Origin of the sequence: Sphingomonas panni (assembly GCF_022664435.1) — a bacterium.
In the GTDB taxonomy this organism is placed as follows: Bacteria; Pseudomonadota; Alphaproteobacteria; order Sphingomonadales; family Sphingomonadaceae; genus Sphingomonas; species Sphingomonas panni.
The window spans coordinates 11,859-29,149 of sequence record NZ_JAKREU010000010.1; the positions used below are offsets into that span (position 1 = coordinate 11,859).

Annotated in this window: 10 protein-coding genes; 6 read left to right on the top strand and 4 right to left on the bottom strand. The window is 65.9% G+C overall.

Going from position 1 to position 17,291, the window contains the following annotated elements:
* Window positions 1–18: 18 nt before the first annotated feature.
* Window positions 19–1,041 (bottom strand): LacI family DNA-binding transcriptional regulator, encoded by a 1,023-nt coding sequence (locus MF609_RS16530; RefSeq protein ID WP_242417253.1) that lies wholly within the window; start codon window positions 1,039–1,041, stop codon window positions 19–21.
* 188 nt (window positions 1,042–1,229) lie between these two features.
* Between MF609_RS16530 and MF609_RS16535 the strand changes: the two genes are divergently transcribed.
* From MF609_RS16535 to MF609_RS16560, 6 genes are all read left to right on the top strand, one after another.
* Entirely contained in the window at window positions 1,230–3,983 is a 2,754-nt protein-coding gene (locus MF609_RS16535) for a TonB-dependent receptor (protein WP_242417254.1), read from the top strand.
* A 61-nt stretch (window positions 3,984–4,044) separates the two neighbouring features.
* Window positions 4,045–5,565, top strand: a complete 1,521-nt coding sequence (locus MF609_RS16540; protein ID WP_242417255.1) for a tryptophan halogenase family protein — start codon at window positions 4,045–4,047, stop codon at window positions 5,563–5,565.
* Entirely contained in the window at window positions 5,565–7,352 is a 1,788-nt protein-coding gene (locus tag MF609_RS16545) for an alpha-amylase family glycosyl hydrolase (RefSeq protein WP_419723115.1), read from the top strand. Before MF609_RS16540 ends, MF609_RS16545 begins: the two co-directional genes overlap by 1 nt.
* Complete coding sequence (locus MF609_RS16550; protein ID WP_242417257.1) at window positions 7,352–8,974, top strand: alpha-glucosidase; 1,623 nt, start codon at window positions 7,352–7,354, stop codon at window positions 8,972–8,974. Before MF609_RS16545 ends, MF609_RS16550 begins: the two co-directional genes overlap by 1 nt.
* A gap of 25 nt (window positions 8,975–8,999) precedes the next feature.
* Window positions 9,000–11,045: a glycoside hydrolase family 97 protein gene (locus tag MF609_RS16555; protein ID WP_242417352.1), complete on the top strand. Its 2,046-nt coding sequence runs from the start codon at window positions 9,000–9,002 to the stop codon at window positions 11,043–11,045.
* Window positions 11,046–11,195: 150 nt separating this feature from the next.
* Entirely contained in the window at window positions 11,196–12,695 is a 1,500-nt protein-coding gene (locus MF609_RS16560) for an MFS transporter (protein WP_242417258.1), read from the top strand.
* On the opposite strand, the gene glgX is transcribed toward MF609_RS16560, so the two are convergent.
* From glgX to glgC, 3 genes are all read right to left on the bottom strand, one after another.
* Window positions 12,682–14,451, bottom strand: coding sequence for a glycogen debranching protein GlgX (glgX, locus tag MF609_RS16565; protein ID WP_242417259.1), 1,770 nt, complete (start codon window positions 14,449–14,451; stop codon window positions 12,682–12,684). The genes MF609_RS16560 and glgX overlap by 14 nt on opposite strands.
* Window positions 14,448–15,863, bottom strand: coding sequence for a glycogen synthase GlgA (gene glgA / locus MF609_RS16570; RefSeq protein ID WP_242417260.1), 1,416 nt, complete (start codon window positions 15,861–15,863; stop codon window positions 14,448–14,450). Before glgA ends, glgX begins: the two co-directional genes overlap by 4 nt.
* 151 nt (window positions 15,864–16,014) lie before the next feature.
* Window positions 16,015–17,274: a glucose-1-phosphate adenylyltransferase gene (gene glgC, locus MF609_RS16575; protein ID WP_336944953.1), complete on the bottom strand. Its 1,260-nt coding sequence runs from the start codon at window positions 17,272–17,274 to the stop codon at window positions 16,015–16,017.
* Window positions 17,275–17,291: the final 17 nt, after the last annotated feature.

A 17,291-nucleotide genomic window follows, 5' to 3' on the forward strand; every position in this document is an offset into this window, starting at 1 on the left:
TGGGGGAGGGGAACCCCTTCAGCTGGACTTGCGCACCACCAGTTCGGGCGGAAGGAGAGCGGGCGCGGTTTCGCGCCGATCGATGCGGCGGATGAGCATGTCGACCAGCAATTCGCCGGCCCGCGCATAATCCTGTCGGATGGTGGTGAGCGGCGGCTGCGCGAGCGAGGCGGCGGGAATATCGTCGAAGCCGACGATCGCCACGTCGCCGGGCACGCTGCGGCCCGCTTCGCTCAGCGCCCGCATCGCGCCCAGCGCGATCATGTCCGATGCGGCGAAGATGCCGTCGAACGCGATATTCCGTCGCAGCAGGCGGCAGGCCGCGTCATAGCCCGATGCCTCGCTCGACAGCGCATCGACCTGCAACCCCGGATCGAGCGGGAGGCCGGCAGATTGCAGCGCGGCGGCGAGGCCGCGATAGCGGTCGCGGGATTCGGGATAATGGCTGGACGCGTCGCCGAGGAACGCGATGCTGCGCCGCCCGCGCGCGATCAGATGTTCGCCGGCATCGCGACCGCCGCCAAAATTGTCGCAGCCGATGACGGTGCCGGGATGGGCCGGATCGGCCGATCCCCAGCGTACGAAATGCGTCCCCTGTGCCACCAGCTGATCCAGCCGGCGCGAATAATCGTCGAAGTCGCCATAGCCGAGCAGGATCAGGCCGTCAGCTTTCCGGCTGTCCTCATAGTCGACATGCCAGTCGGCGGACAATTGCTGGAACGAGGTCAGCAGGTCGTAACCGCGCGCGCCGCAGGTGTGGAGGATCGACCCGAGCATCGACAGGAAGAAGGGATTGATCCGCGATCCGTCGGGCGCGGGATCTTCGAAGAACAACAGCGCCAACGTCGAGGTGCTGCCACGCCGCAGTGCTGAGGCGTTCTTGTCGACCTTGTAGTTCAACTGCGCGGCGATCGCCTCGATCCGCAGGCGGGTGGCGGCGCTGACCGTCCGGTCACCGCGCAGGGCACGGCTGACCGTCGGCTGCGACACGCCGGCCAACGCCGCGATATCGAACGAGGTCGGCTTATCGCTCGCCGCCATGCGATGTCCTTCCCTTGCCCCCCATGGGCGTTTCGCCGGGTGTAGCGGTCCCGGCACGGTACCGGCAAGCGTCGACTGAATACGTATGCTGTCGGCTTCTCAAGAAGCTTCAATGGTTTCAATAGGACGGTACGGACGAACCGGGCGAAAGAGCCGGGGAATCAACCATTGTTGGGGAGGATTGGGACATGCGGTATTCATCGCAAGCATCGACGTGCGCCAAGCTGGCGCGGGGTTCGAGCATCACGGCATTGATGGTCGCAGGGCTGCTGGCGGGCGCCGGCACCGCATTCGCGCAGACCGCACCGGTTCAGGCCGATGCGACCGATCCGACCGCGACGCCGGCGGCGGAAGAGGACGTCGATATCGTCGTCACCGGCTTCCGCGCCAGCCTCGAGAACGCCGTTGCCGAAAAGAAGAACCGCGACCAGGTCGTCGAATCGATCTCGGCCGAAGACATCGGCAAGCTGCCCGACGCGTCGATCGCGGAATCGATCGCCCGCCTGCCGGGCCTGACCTCGCAGCGCGTGTCGGGCCGGTCGAACTCGATCTCGATCCGCGGTTTCGCGCCCGATTTCTCGACCACGCTGCTCAACGGCCGCGAACAGACCTCGACCGGTGACAACCGCGCCGTCGAGTACGACCAGTATCCGGCCGAAATCATGAGCCAAGTGCTGGTGTACAAGACCGGTCAGGCGAACCTGGTCGGACAGGGCCTGTCGGGCACCGTCGACCTGCGCACGGTCCGTCCGCTGGAATATGGGCGTCAGGCGATCTCGATCGGTGCGCGCGGCACCTATGCCGATCTCGGCAAGCTGAACGCCGGGTCGCGTGACAAGGGCTATCGCGTCAACGGCACCTACATCGACCAGTTCGCCGACGACAAGATCGGCATCGCGCTGTCGGGCAACTATCTGGACGAGCCGTACCAGATTCAGGAGTTCAACGCCTGGGGCTATGCCGGTTTCAACGGGCAGGGCGTGATCGGCGGGTCGAAATCGTACGTCACCTCGACCCGTCTGAAGCGCCTCGGCCTGTCGGGCACGTTGCAGTATCGGCCGGTGCCGAACCTGACCGTCACCGTCGACGGTTTCTATTCGGACTTCAACGACGACCAGATCAAGCGCGGCATCGAACTGCCGCTGGGCTATGGTCAGGACTTCAACAATCCGAATAATCCCAACGGCGTGAAGCTGACCGGTACCACTGCCAACAGCGACGGCTTCATCACGTCGGGCACGTTCGGCAATGTCGAGGGTGTGGTCCGCAACGACGCGTTCGAGCGCAAGGCGAAGCTGTATTCGTTCGGCTACAACATGGCTTGGCGTGGCGACGACGGCTGGAACGCGACGCTCGACGCCAGCTATTCGAAGACCGATCGCGAAGAGATCATCCTCGAAAGCTATGCCGGCACCGGATACGGTCAGAATGTCGGCGCGAAGGATACGATCTCCTTCACTAGCGGCAAGACCGGCACGTCGTTCAAGCCGACGCTGAACTATTCCGACCCGAACCTGATCCTGCTGACCGATCCGCTGGGCTGGGGTGGTTCGAACCTTCAGGCCGGATACTTCAACGACCGCATCGTGAAGGACCGGATCGCCCAGTATCGCTTCGAGGTCGAGAAGGAACTCGACAACTTCTTCGGCGCGGTGAAGGTCGGGCTGAACTATACCGATCGCGATAAGTCGCTGACGCCGGACGAGGCGCTGCTGGCGCTGAGCGGCGGGCTACGTCAGCTGCGCGTGCCGGATGAGTATGTGAAGGGATCGACGAACCTCAGCTATCTGGGGCTGGGGCCGATGCTCAGCTACGATCCGCGTGAATTGCTGGCCGGCGGGGTGTATCAGCTGAACCCGAACACCAGCCTCGATGTGCCGGCCAAGGCGTTCCGCATCGAAGAAGACCTGATGACGATGTATGTCCAGGCGGACATCAATCAGGATATCGGCGCATCGATCCTGACCGGCAACATCGGCGTGCAGGCGGTCAACACAGAACAGAAGTCGTCGGGTCTGGTCGCTGCGGCGGGGACGTTGGTGCCGACGATCCGCGGCGCGGATTACTGGGACGTCCTACCCAGCATCAACCTGTCGCTGCGTATGCCGGGCGACTGGGTGGTCCGTGCGGGTGCCGCGCGCCAGGTGCAGCGGCCGCGGTTGGACGATATGCGCGTCTCGCAGGGCTATGGCTACAACCCGCAGGAACGCATCATCACCGGCGGTGGCGGCAACCCGTATCTCCGTCCGATCCGGTCGAATTCGTTCGACCTGACGCTGGAGAAATATTTCGGCCGGTCGGGCTACATCGCGGCGCAGGGTTTCTACAAGGACCTGAAGTCGTTCGTGTATAACCAGACGATCCCGTTCGATTATGCCGGCTTCCCGACGCCGACCGGTACCCCGGCAGGTACCCCGACGCTGGGCCGTGCCGACGTGCCGATCAACGGTGCGGGCGGCAGCATCTATGGCGTCGAACTGGCAGCGACCCTGCCGCTCAGCACCTTCGCATCGTTCCTCGACGGGTTCGGCGTGACCGGTGGCGGGTCGTGGACCAAGACGCAGATCAAGCCGACCCCGACCTCGCCGGCCGAGGACATTCCGGGTTATTCGAAGTGGGTCGTCAACGGTACGGCCTATTTCGAGAAGTGGGGCTTCAGCGCCCGCGGATCGGCGCGCTATCGTTCGACCTTCGTCGGCGAATTGTCGGGCTTCGGCGGCAATCGCCAGCGTCGCCGCGCGCTGGACGAAACGATCATCGATGCGCAGATCGGCTATGAGTTCCAGAAGGGCACCGCGCTCGAAGGGCTGTCGATCTTCGTGCAGGGCCAGAACCTGACCGACGAGCGCTTCTCGACCGTCGATCCGGCCTATGACCTCGCCGTGATCGATTATCAGAGCTATGGCCGGCGCTTCCTGGCCGGGGCATCGTTCCGGTTCTGATGCACTGCCCGTGCCCGCTCCTTTCCGAAGGGGCGGGCCGGGTGACCTGATGGAGGCGTGGATGGCGATCGATCAGGAACCCGTCCGCCGGGTCGCGATCATCGGCGGCGGATCGGCCGGGTGGATGGCGGCGGCGGCGCTGGCCCGCTTCCTGCCGGCGGGTACCCACGTCACGCTGATCGAGTCCGACGCGATCGGTACGGTCGGCGTCGGTGAGGCGACCATCCCGCAGCTGCGCCTGTTCAACCAGCATCTGGGCATCGACGAGGATGACTTCGTCGCACGCACCGGTGGCAGCTTCAAGCTGGGCATCGAGTTCGCCGGCTGGAACGGCGCGGACAGCCGTTACATTCACGCGTTCGGCACGGTCGGTCGTGCGGTCGGGTTGGTGCCGTTCCATCATTACTGGCTGGCGGCGGGCGGCGGCGATCGGCCGCAGTCGCTATGGTCGCACAGCGCCTGCGCGGTCGCGGCAGCACAGAACCGGTTCGATCGCGATCCCGGCAACCCGCAGGCACCGTCCGGCGTGGCCTGGGCCTATCATTTCGACGCGGCACGTTATGCCGCCTATCTGCGCGAACGGGCCAAGGGTGGCGGCGTTGTCCGGGTCGAGGGGCGGGTGGTCGATGTCTCGCAGGACAGCGACACCGGTCTGATCGCGGCCGTTACGCTGGACGACGGGCGTCGGGTCGACGCCGACTTCTTCATCGATTGTTCCGGCTTCGCAGCGTTGCTGATCGGGCGAATGGCGGGCGATCGCTGGGACGACTGGTCGGCGCTGCTGCCGTGCGACCGTGCATTGGCGGTGCCCTGTGCCGCCGTTACGCCGGTCACCCCCTATACCCGCGCCACCGCACGCAAGGCGGGCTGGCAATGGCGCATTCCGTTGCAGGAGCGGATCGGCAACGGCCTCGTTTATTCCAGGGCGCATTTGTCCGACGCCGAAGCCGCCGCAATCCTGCTCGGCAATCTCGATGGGACGGCGCTGGGCGATCCGCGACCGCTGCGGTTCACCACGGGTCGGCGGCATGCGCCATGGATCGGCAACTGCGTCGCGCTGGGGCTGGCGGCCGGGTTCATGGAGCCGCTGGAGTCGACGTCGATCCATCTGGTCCAGTCGGGCATCGCCCGGTTGCTGTCGCTTTGGCCGAGCGCCACCCCGCGCGCGGCGGACATCGCCGAGTTCAACCGGCAGTCGGCGCGCGAATGGCTGAGCATCCGCGACTTCCTGATCGCGCATTATGCGCTGAATGGGCGGGACGAGCCGTTCTGGCAGGAACGCCGCGCGACGCCGCTGCCGGACAGCCTGCAAGAACGCATTGCGCTGTTCGAACAATCGGGGCGGATCGTCCGCGACGAACACGAATTGTTCGCTGAGGTCGCCTGGCTGCAACTGCTGGTCGGGCAGGGGGTAGTGGCGAACGGCTATCACCCGCTCGCTGACGCGTTGCCCGCCGCCCGACGCGACCAGTTCCTCGACATTTCGGCGCAACATGTCGCCGCCACGGTCGCGCGGATGCCGATCCATGACCAGTTCCTGCGCGCCCATTGCCCGGCGCCCGATGCAAAGGTTGCCGCGTGATCCGATCCCTGCTCCTCGCCCTGACCCTCGGTGCCAGCGCGCTCCCCGTCGCCGCCGCCGCGCAGGATTTCCGCGCGCGTGCGCCGGAGGACGAGGTGATCTACTTCGTCCTGCCCGACCGGTTCGAGAATGGCGACAAGTCGAACGACCGGGGCGGCATGACCGGCGACCGGCTGGTCCATGGCTTCGATCCGACGTCGAAGGGCTTCTACCATGGCGGCGACCTGAAGGGGTTGATGGCGCGGCTGCCCTATATCCAGTCGCTTGGCGCGACGGCGATCTGGGTCGGGCCGATCTTCAAGAACAAGCCGGTGCAGGGCGGGCCGGGCAATGAGTCCGCCGGCTATCACGGCTATTGGGTGACCGACTTTACCCAGGTCGACCCGCATCTGGGCACCAATGCCGAGTTCAAGACGCTGGTCGACGCGGCACATGCGCGCGGGCTGAAGGTCTATATGGACATCATCGCCAACCACACGGCCGACGTGATCCAGTATCGCGAATGCGTGGGCAAGACCGCGTGCGTCTACCGCAGCCGCGCCGACTATCCCTATGCCGCCGGGGGAAAGAACCGGGGCTTTGCCGGCGACGGGGTGCAGACGGCGGAGAATTTCGCGAAGCTGACCGATCCGTCCTTTGCCTATACCCCGTTCGTGCCGCCGGCCGAGCGGTCGGTGAAGGTGCCGGCATGGCTGAACGACCCGATCTATTACCATAATCGCGGCAACACGACGTTCACCAACGAAAGCTCGCAGATGGGCGACTTCGTCGGGCTGGACGATCTGATGACCGAGAACCCGCGCGTGGTGGCCGGGATGATCGATATTTTCGGCGGCTGGATCGACCGGTTCGGGATCGACGGCTATCGCATCGATACCGCGCGCCATGTGAACCCGGAGTTCTGGGCGGCGTTCGTTCCCGCCATGCAGGCACGGGCCAAGGCGCGCGGCATTCCCAACTTCCATGTGTTCGGCGAAGTGGCGCTGTCGTCGCTCGACGCCGGGGGCCTCGCCGCCTGGACCAAGACCGGCAAGTTTCCCGCCGTCCTCGACTTCTCGTTCCGCGAGGCGGTGTTGCAGAGCGTTGCGGGCACCAAGGGCACCGACGTGTTCGAGACGGTGTTCGACGGCGACGTTCTCTATGCCAATGGTGAGGCGACGGCGCGGCAGTTGCCGACCTTTACCGGCAATCACGATAATGGCCGCTTCGCCTTCTACCTGCGACAGGCGCGACCGCAGGCGAGCGACGCCGAGATTCTGTCGCGGATCATGCTGTCGAACGCGATGCTCCTGACGCTGCGTGGCGTGCCGACCATCTATTCGGGCGATGAACAGGGTTTTGCGGGCGACGGCAACGACCAGGATGCGCGCGAGGACATGTTCGCGTCGCAGGTGGCGTCGTACAATGACAACAAGCTGGTGGGGACCAAGGCGACCACCGCGACCGCGAACTTCACGCCCGGCCACCCGCTGTATCGCCAGATCGCGGAACTGGCGAAACTCAGGACCGCTACGCCGGCGTTGACCCGTGGCCGACAGCTCCTGCGCGCGCGGGAGGACAAGCCGGGGCTGCTGGCGATCTCACGCTTCGATCCTACCAGCAATGCCGAAGTCCTGTTGCTGTTCAACACCTCGGACACGCCGATCACGCGCAACGTGCAGGTCGATACCGCATCGACCCGGTTCAAGGCGCTGACCGGCCGCTGCGGCACCGTGACCGCGCCGGGCGCGATCCGCGTCGACCTTCCCGCTTTTGGCTATGCGGTTTGTGCCGCGGAGACCCGATAATGACCGAAGCAGCCGTCCGGGCGATCGCCCCCGAACCCGCCGCCGTGCGCCCATGGTGGCATGGTGCGACCATCTACCAGATTTATCCGCGAAGCTTCGCCGACAGCAATGGCGACGGAATCGGCGACCTGCCGGGCATCACCGCGCATCTCGATTATGTCGCGTCGCTGGGCGTGGACGCGATCTGGCTGTCGCCCTTCTTCACATCGCCGATGAAGGATTTCGGCTATGACGTTGCAGATTATTGCGATGTCGACCCGATCTTCGGCACGCTGGCCGATTTCGACGCGCTGATCGCCAGGGCGCATTCGCTGGGCCTGCGCATCATCATCGACCAGGTCTGGTCGCATACCAGCGACGAACATCCCTGGTTCGTCGAAAGCCGGTCTAGCCGCACCAATCCCAAGGCCGACTGGTATGTCTGGGCCGATGCGAAGCCCGACGGTTCGCCACCCAGCAACTGGCAGTCCGTTTTCGGCGGTCCGGCGTGGACGTGGGACGCGCGGCGCGGGCAATATTATCTGCACAACTTCCTGAAGGAACAGCCGCAGCTGCACGGCCATAACCCGGACCTGCAGGAGGCGCTGCTCGACACGGCGCGCTTCTGGCTCGACCGCGGTGTCGACGGGTTCCGGCTGGACGCGATCAACTTCGCGATGCACGATCCCGACCTCCGCGACAATCCGCCGATGCCGAGCAACGGCAAGACGCGGACCCGCCCGTTCGATTTCCAGCGCAAGCTCTACAACCAGGGGCACCCGGACATTCCGGCGTTCCTCGAACGCGTCCGCGCGCTGCTCGACAGCTATGGCGACCGCTTCACCGTTGCCGAGATCGGTGGTGACGACGCGACGCGCGAAATGAAGCTGTTCTGCGAGGGCGACCGCCGGCTCAACACCGCCTATGGCTTCGACTTTCTCTACGCGCCGGAACTGTCGCCTCGAACCCTGCGCGATGCGTTCGACACCTGGGGCGAGGATGCACCCTGGCCGAGCTGGGCGTTCGAAAACCACGACGCGCCGCGCGCGGTTTCGCGCTGGTTGACCGACCCGGCCAATGCCGGCGCGTTCGGGCGGATCAAGATGCTGCTGCTCGCCTGCCTGCGTGGCAACATCTTCCTGTACAACGGCGAGGAACTGGGCCTGCCGCAGGTCGAGATCGCGTTCGAGGATCTGCAGGATCCCGAAGCGATCGCGAACTGGCCGCTGACCCTGTCGCGCGACGGTGCCCGCACGCCGATGCCGTGGGCGGCGGATGGCGAGAATCTGGGCTTCGGCGCGGGCAAGCCGTGGCTGCCGACCGGCGAGGCGCACCGTGCGCTGGCAGTCGACCGGCAGGAGGCCGACCCGCAGTCGCTGCTGGCCTTTACCCGTCACGTTCTGGCGCTGCGCAACGCGCACCCGGCGCTGCGGTCGGGCAGCATGAAGATGATCGAGGCATCGGACGCGATCTTCGCGTTCGAGCGCGAACTGGACGGGCAGTGCGTGCGATGCGTGTTCAACCTGTCCGATGCGCCAGCGATCTTTGCTGGGGCCAAGGACATGCGCGCGATCGAAACCATCGGTGCGGTGGACGGCGACCGGTTCGGCCCGTTCGCGGCGCAGGTCGCGGTTCGCGACTGAAAAGTTAAGGGAGAAGGCGATGAGGATGATGAAATGGGCACTGGCGCTGGCCGGTGCGACTGCGATGGCCTCGCCCGCCTTTGCCGAAGTCGTGGCGCGGGCGGCCTCGCCCGATGGCAAGCTGACCGTGGCGGTCAGCCTCGATGGCGAGGGGCGGCCGAGCTATTCGGTCGCGAAGGACGGTCGGGCAGTGCTGAACGACAGCAAGCTCGGCTTCCTGTTCACCGACGCGCCGAAGATCGAGCGCGGTCTGACGCTGGCGAGCACGAAGCGTGACCGGGCGGACACCACGTGGACCCAGCCGTTCGGCGAATGGAAGACGATCCGCGACAACCATACCGAGTTGACGGTGACGTTCCGCGAGGCGAAGAACCTGAAGCGCGAGATGGCGGTCACCTTCCGCCTGTTCGACGACGGCGTCGGCTTTCGCTACACCCTGCCCAAGCAGGCCAATCTGACGACGGCCAATATCGCGGACGAACTGACCCAGTTCGCCTTCGCCGAACCGGGCACCGCGTGGTGGAAGCCGGCGTTCGAATGGAACCGCGAGGAGTATCTGTACAACAAGACGCCGCTGGACGCCGTCGGCACCGCGCAGACGGTGATGACGGTGAAGCTCGCCAGTGGGCGTCATGTCGCGATCCATGAGGCGGCGCTGACCGATTATTCGGCGATGAACCTCGCCCGTGCGGAAGGCACGACATTCCGCGCGGTGCTGACCCCCGGATCGAATGGGCCTAAGGTATCGCGCGCTGCCGGTTTTTCGACGCCGTGGCGCACGATCGCCATCGCCGACGATGCACCGGGCCTCTATTACGCCAGCCGCATCGGGCTGAACCTGAACGAGCCGAACAAGCTGGGCGATACGTCGAGCTGGATCCAGCCGGGCAAGTTCGTCGGCGTGTGGTGGAACATGATCAAGGGCGACTGGACCTGGGCGCGGGGGCCGAAGCACGGCGCCACCACCGCGAACGTCCGCCGCTATATCGACTTTGCCGCCGCCAACGGCATTCAGGGTGTGCTGGTCGAGGGATGGAATGTCGGCTGGGACGGCGACTGGTTCGGCAATGGCAACGACATGAACTTCAGCCAGCCGACCGAGGATTTCGATGCGGCGGGGCTGGCTGCCTATGCCAAATCGAAGGGCGTGCGGCTGATCGGTCATCACGAAACCGGCGGATCGGTCAGCAATTACGATAGACAGCTCGACACCGCGTTCAAATGGGCGGCGGACCATGGCGAGCGGGTCGTGAAGACCGGCTATGTCACCGATGCCGGCCAGATCGAGCGGGTCGATGCCGATGGGTCGAAGCATCGGGAGTGGCATGAGGGGCAGTGGATGGTGAACCACCATCAGCGCGTCCTGAACGCCGCTGCCCGGTACAAGGTGTCGATCGACAGCCACGAGCCGGTGAAGGACACCGGCCTGCGCCGTACCTATCCCAACTGGCTGAGCCGCGAAGGCGGGCGCGGCATGGAGTATAATGCCTGGGGCGGCGGCGGTAACAATCCGCCCGAGCATGAGGCGAACCTGGTGTTCACCCAGTTCCTGGGCGGACCGATGGACTTTACGCCGGGCGTGCTGAGCCTGACCGGCAGCCCCGGTGTGTTCCTGCAGTCGACCATCGCCAAGCAGCTGGCTCTCTACGTCACGCTCTATTCGCCGGTCGTCATGGCCGCCGATACGCCGGAAAACTATGCGCGCTATCCGGCCGCCTTCAAATTCATCCGCGACGTGCCGACCGACTGGTCCGATACCCGCGTGCTGAACGGCGAGGTCGGTGATTACGTCACGATCGCGCGCAAGGCGGCCGGCGGCAACGACTGGTTCCTGGGCGCAATCGGCGACGAAGAGGCGCGCAGCAGCACGGTGAAGCTCGACTTCCTCGATGCCGGCAAGACCTATACCGCCAAAATCTATCGCGACGGTCCGAGTGCCGATTATCGAACCGATGCCCGCCATTCGATCACCATCGAACAGCGGCAGGTGAAGATGGGCGACACGCTGACCATCGCGCTCGCCCCCGGAGGTGGCGAAGCGATCCGGTTCGTGGCACCGAAGCGGAAGTAACGATCCGCCCCGCTCGGCGGGGAGGGGGACCGTCCGCAGGACGGTGGAGGGGGTTCGCCCCGCGACGCAACCGTGGTGGAGGCGGATACCCCCCTCCACCATGTTAACGCATGGTCCCCCTCCCCGCGGAGCGGGGAGGAGCTTGAGACAATGCAGACCCGCCCTACGCTCGGCTTCGCCCAGCTATGGAACATTTCCTTCGGTTTCTTCGGCATTCAGATCGGCTTCGCGCTGCAGAATGCCAATGCCAGCCGCATCTTCCAGTCGCTCGGCACGCCGATCGACCAGCTGGGGCTGATGTGGATCGCCGCGCCGCTGACCGGGTTGCTGGTCCAGCCGCTGATCGGCCATTATTCCGACCGGACGTGGGGGCGGCTGGGGCGTCGGCGGCCCTATTTCCTGATCGGTGCGATCCTGTGTACCTGCGCGCTGTTCTTCATGCCCAATTCGCCGACCATCCTCGCGGCGGCAATCACCTTGTGGATTCTCGACGCGTCGCTGAACGTATCGATGGAACCGTTCCGCGCGTTCGTCGGCGACATGCTGCACCCCCGGCAGCGGCCGGCGGGTTATGCGTTCCAGACCTGGTTCATCGGTGCCGGCGCGGTCGTCGCCAGCATCGCCCCCTATGTGTTGGAGAATGTGTTCGGCGTCAGCAATACCGCCCCTGCGGGGCAGGTGCCGGACGCCGTGCGCTATGGCTTCTATTTCGGCGGCGCGATGCTGCTGGCGGCGGTGTTGTGGACCGTGGTCACCGTCCGCGAATATAGTCCGGCGGAGTTGGCGGCATTCGGCGAGGAGACCGAGGAGCCGATCGATACCGTGCCGCCGGTCGTGCCGGCGCGGGGAGCGCTGTGGATCGTCGGCGGTGGAATCGTCGCGGCGCTGATCGCTTGGGCGGAGGCGAGCGGCGCGCTGGAAAGCGGGCGCGAGGCCTATTTCGTGGCGGCCGGCATCGCGCTGTACGGCGTGGCCCAGATGGTGTCGGCGGCGCTGGTGCGTGCCGGGCGGGGCGACAATGTGCTGAGCCACATCATCGGCGACCTCGCCACCATGCCCGACACGATGCGACGGCTGGCGCTGGTGCAGTTCTTCACTTGGGGGGCGCTCATCATCATGTGGGTCTATACGACGCCGGTGATCGCGCAGCAGGTGTGGGGCACGGTCGATCCGGTGTCGGACGGCTATAATCAGGCCGGCAGCTGGGTGGGGGTGTTGTTCGCGATCTATTCGGGCGTCGCGGCGGTCGCGGCGTTCACCCTGCCGGTGCTCGCACGGAGCATCGGCGCGGCGCGGACGCATATGCTGTGCCTCCTGATCGGTGCGGCGGCCTATATCGGTATCTATCTGACCCATGACCGGCTGGGCATGATCGTGCCGATGATCGGCATCGGCATCGTATGGGCTTCGGTGCTGACCATGCCCTATGTCCTGCTCGCCAACGCGCTGCCGCAGCGGAAGCTGGGCGTGTATATGGGCATCTTCAATTTCTTCATCGTCCTGCCGCAGTTGATCGTCGCGACCGTCATGGGCGGGATCATCAAGACATGGTTCCCGACCCAGCCGGCCTATACCATGCTGGTCGCGGCGGCGGTGATGGCGCTGGCGGCGGTGGCGATGCTGCGGGTGCGCGAACCTAGTCCAGCGTGACCGTGCGGGCGCGGCGGTCCACGCGGATCGTCGCGCCCGGCAGTTGCAGTTCGAAGCCGGGGCAATCGGGCGCTTCCCATTGCGCGGGCGTCATCGGCGCACCATCGAGCGTCAACCACACCGCCTGCTCGGGTACATCGGTATCGAACACGGCTGGGTTTTCCCGTCGCCAGGTCGCCAGCGCCGCGACATGGTCCTCCAGCGCCACGTCACGTGCGCTCCAGTCGACCCAGCCGATCGCGTTGTCCTGCGCATAGGCGTTGTTGTTGCCGCGCTGCGACCGGCCGAACTCGTCGCCCGCCGTCAGCTGGACATAGCCGCGCGTCGCGAACAGCGTGGCAAGCAGCGCGCGCAGGTCGGCGGCACGCGCGGCGGCAATCGCCGGATCATCGCTGGCACCCTCGACGCCATGGTTCCACGACAGATTGTCGCCATGCCCGTCGCGATTATCCTCGCCATTGGCGTGATTGTGGCGGTCGACGTGCGACACGAGGTCGGCCAGCGTGAAGCCGTCATGCGCGGCAAGAAAGTTGACGCTGCGGGTGACGGAGCCGAAGACGTCGGCCGATCCCATCAGCCGCGTCGCCAGTTGCCCCGCGCTGCCATCGCCGCGCCAGAAGCGGCGGACGTCGTCGCGGTAGCGGTCGTTCCATTCCAGCCAGTCCGCCGGGAAGTTGCCCAGTTGATAGCCGCCGGGGCCGATGTCCCACGGTTCGGCGATCATCACCTTGTCCCGCAACAGCGGATCGGCGGCGATGGCGGCGAAGATCGGCGCGTTCGGATCGAACCCCGGCGACCGGGCAATGACCGGAGCCAGATCGAAGCGGAACCCGTCGACGCCGAGCGCAGCGAAGTGTCGCAGCGATGCAAGGATCAACTCGCGCATTCCGGCATCGCCCGCGTCCAGCGTATTGCCGGTGCCGGTATCGTTGATGAGGTTGCCGTCTGAGGCGTGCGCATAGCTGCGATTGTCCAAGCCCCGCAGCGACAGGATAGGTCCGTCGCGATCGCTCTCGCCGCTATGATTGAATACCAGGTCGAGAACTACACCGATCCCGGCGGCGTGAAGCGCGGTGACGGTGTCGCGCAGTTCGGCGACCCCGCCCGGTGCAAGGCCCGGATCGATCGCCATCGGCACGACCGGGTTATAGCCCCAGGCATTGCGCAGGCCGAGCGGCGGGAGATGGCGTTCGTCGATCCATGCGACGATCGGCATCAGCTCGACCGTGCCGACCCCGATCTTGCGAAGGTGGGCGATGATCGTGGGATGGGCGAGCGCGGCGATGGTGCCGCGCTGCGCTTCGGGCACGTCGGGATGCTGGATGGTGAAGGCGCGGACGTTCAGTTCGTAGATCGGTCGCGCCGGATCGATCAGCGGGCGCTGGATCGGGGCGGGGGCGGTCAGGGCCGGGACGATCGCGTGCGGCACGACGGCGGCGGTGTCCGCGCCGAACTCTGACAGGATCGGATCATAGGCGAAGCGACGGTCAAGTTCGACGGCATAGGGATCGACCAGCAGCTTGGCGGGGTCGAACCAGCGACCGGCATCGGGTGCCCAGTCCCCTTCGGCACGATAGCCATAGCATTGGCCCGGCCCCACGCCGGCCACCTCCAAGACGAACCAGTCGCCATCGCGTGCCATTGCCACGCGCCGTTCGGCATCGTGGTCGAAGAGGCACAGCCAAACCGCAGCGGCGTCGCGCGCACGGACGGCGAAGCGGGTGCCGCCGGGGATCGGACTCGCACCGGGAATCATGCGGGCAACAGGCTGCGGTACAGTTCGGCATAGCGCGCGCCGCTGCGCTTCCATGAGAAATCGGCGCGCATTCCCTGTTTCTGCATCGCCGTCCAGTGATCGGGCCGGGCATAGAGCGCCATGGTCCGGCGCAGCGCCTGCGACAGGCAGTCCGGGGTGACCGCCCCGAACTGGATACCGGTTGCCACCCCTGCGGCTATCGCCGCCTCGTTCGCATCGATCACGGTGTCGGCCAGCCCGCCGGTCCGGGCGACGATCGGTACGCAGCCATAGGCGAGGCCATAGAGCTGGGTCAGGCCGCAGGGTTCGAACCGCGACGGGATCAGGATCGCGTCGCCGCCACCCTGCAACAGATGCGACACCGCTTCGTCATAGCCGATGCGAACGCCGATCCGGCCGGGATGGCGATGGGCAGCAGCGACGAACGCCTGTTCCAGCGCGGCATCGCCCGACCCGAGCAGCGCCAGCCGGCCGCCCATCGCAACCAGTGCGTCGAGTTCGCCGGCCAGCACGTCCATGCCCTTTTGCCAGGTCAGCCGGCTGACGACGACGAAGATCGGGCCGTCGCTGGTATCGAGTCCGAATGCCGCCTCGACCGCGCGCTTGTTAACGCGACGGCGGGGCAGGGTCCGCGCGGTATAGAGGGCGGGAAGGGCGGTGTCGGTTTCGGGCGACCAGACCGCCGGATCGATGCCGTTGACGATGCCCGACACCCGGTCGCGGCGCGCCTCGATCAACCCTTCCAGCCCCATGCCGAATTCGGCGCGGCGGATTTCCTCGGCATAGCTGGGAGAAACGGTGGTGATCGCGTCGGCCGAGGCCAGCCCGGCCTTCAGCAGTCCGACCCCGCCATAATATTCGACGCCGTCAAGGGCATAGGCCGCGTCCGGCAGCTCAAGGCCGGCGAAGACGGCAGCGTCGTAGCGGCCTTGGAACGCGATGTTATGGATCGTCAGGACGCTGGGCACGCCAGCACCGTCGTAGCGGAGATAGGCCGGTGCCATCGCGCCCTGCCAGTCATGCACATGGACCAGATCGAATTGCGGCGCGAGGTCCGCGGCCGCCCGGCCGAGCGCGGCGAAGCGCCGCCAATTGTCGTCCCAGTCGCGGCCTGTCGGATCCCCGTACGGGCCGCCATCGCGGGCAAACAGCTCCGGCGCGTCGAGGACCAGCAGCGGATGGCCGGCGATCTTCCCGCCGAGCAACCGGGCGGGCGTGCCGAGCAGGTCGTCCCAGCGGCGGATGGCCTTGGCGCGACCCAGCGATTTCACGACGGAGAAGTAGCCGGGTAGCAGGGTCGTCGTCTCGATCCCATGGGGGGCTAGGGCGGCGGGCAGGGCGCCGACGACGTCGGCCAGGCCGCCGGTCTTGACGATGGGATAGGCTTCGGAGGCGATGGACAGGACGCGCATCAGATCCTCCCCGGCACGGGGAGGGGGACCATGCGGAGCATGGTGGAGGGGGCTTTCCCCATACACCACGCGGAGTGGATGCCGACGCCCCCCTCCACCGTCCGGCGGACGGTCCCCCTCCCCGTGCCGGGGAGGATCTTCAGCATTCGCATCACGCCTCCAGCCGGTCGATCATCGGTTGGGTGATGAGGCAGATGCCGCGATCGGTCCGGCGAAAACGGTGGCCGTCGAGCAGCGGGTCCTCACCAACGATCAAGCCATCGGGGATCGTTACCCCGGCATCGACCACGCAGCGGGTCAGCCGCGCGTTCCGCCCGATGCGGGTCATCGGCAGGATGACGGATTCGTCGATGCTGCTGAAGCTGTGCGCGCGGACGCCGGTGCTGAGCAGGCTGCGATGTACGGTCGATCCCGACACGATGCAGTCGCCCGCGACCAGGCTCGACACCGCGCTGCCGCGTCGGCCGTCGATGTCATGGACGAACTTGGCGGGCGGGGTAATCTCCGAATAGGTCCATAGCGGCCAACTGCGATCGTACAGGTCGAGTTGCGGTACCACGTCGGTCAGGTCGATATTGGCTTCCCAATAGGCGTCGACCGTGCCGACATCGCGCCAATAGGCACGTGGCTCTTCCGGGCTGCGCACGCAGGACGAGGAGAAGCGATGCGCTTGCGCATGCCCATGCTCGACGAGCCAGGGGATCAGGTCCTTGCCGAAATCGCGGCTCGACCCTTCGGCATCCGCGTCGCGGCGCAGCTGTTCGAAGAGCAATTTGGTGCGGAAGACATAGATGCCGAGGCTGGCGAGCGCCATGTCGGGATTGCCGGGGATCGCCGGCGGGTCCTTCGGCTTTTCGACGAAATCGATGATCCGGTCGTTCGCGTCGACATGCATTACGCCAAAACCGGACGCTTCGGCACGCGGCACCTCCATACAGGCGACGGTCACGTCGGCACCGGTATCGACATGCTGCTGGAGCATGAGTTCATAGTCCATCTTGTAGATGTGGTCTCCGGCAAGGATGACCATATACTCAGGACTGTAGCTGTGGATGATGTCGATATTCTGGAACACCGCGTCGGCGGTGCCCTCATACCATTGAAACTCACTGATCCGCTGGCTGGCCGGCAGGATATCGAAGCTCTCGTTGCGTTCGGGACGCAGGAAGTTCCAGCCGCGCTGCAGGTGGCGGATCAGGCTGTGCGCCTTGTACTGCGTCGCCACGCCGATGCGGCGGATGCCCGAATTGATCGCGTTCGACAGCGCGAAGTCGATGATCCGGCTCTTGCCCCCGAAATAGACCGCCGGCTTGGCACGGGTGTCGGTCATCTCGAACAGGCGGCTTCCCCGACCGCCTGCCAGTACATAGGCCATGGCGTCACGCGCCAACGGTTGTCCTCGCCTCTCCACGCAGCACTCTCCCCCAA

Coding starts and splice junctions, on each gene's coding strand:
- MF609_RS16530 (WP_242417253.1), bottom strand. CDS start 1,041: ATGGCGGCGAGCGATAAGCCGACCTCGTTCGATATCGCGGCGTTGGCC.
- MF609_RS16535 (WP_242417254.1), top strand. CDS start 1,230: ATGCGGTATTCATCGCAAGCATCGACGTGCGCCAAGCTGGCGCGGGGT.
- MF609_RS16540 (WP_242417255.1), top strand. CDS start 4,045: ATGGCGATCGATCAGGAACCCGTCCGCCGGGTCGCGATCATCGGCGGC.
- MF609_RS16550 (WP_242417257.1), top strand. CDS start 7,352: ATGACCGAAGCAGCCGTCCGGGCGATCGCCCCCGAACCCGCCGCCGTG.
- MF609_RS16555 (WP_242417352.1), top strand. CDS start 9,000: ATGATGAAATGGGCACTGGCGCTGGCCGGTGCGACTGCGATGGCCTCG.
- MF609_RS16560 (WP_242417258.1), top strand. CDS start 11,196: ATGCAGACCCGCCCTACGCTCGGCTTCGCCCAGCTATGGAACATTTCC.
- glgX (WP_242417259.1), bottom strand. CDS start 14,451: ATGATTCCCGGTGCGAGTCCGATCCCCGGCGGCACCCGCTTCGCCGTC.
- glgA (WP_242417260.1), bottom strand. CDS start 15,863: ATGCGCGTCCTGTCCATCGCCTCCGAAGCCTATCCCATCGTCAAGACC.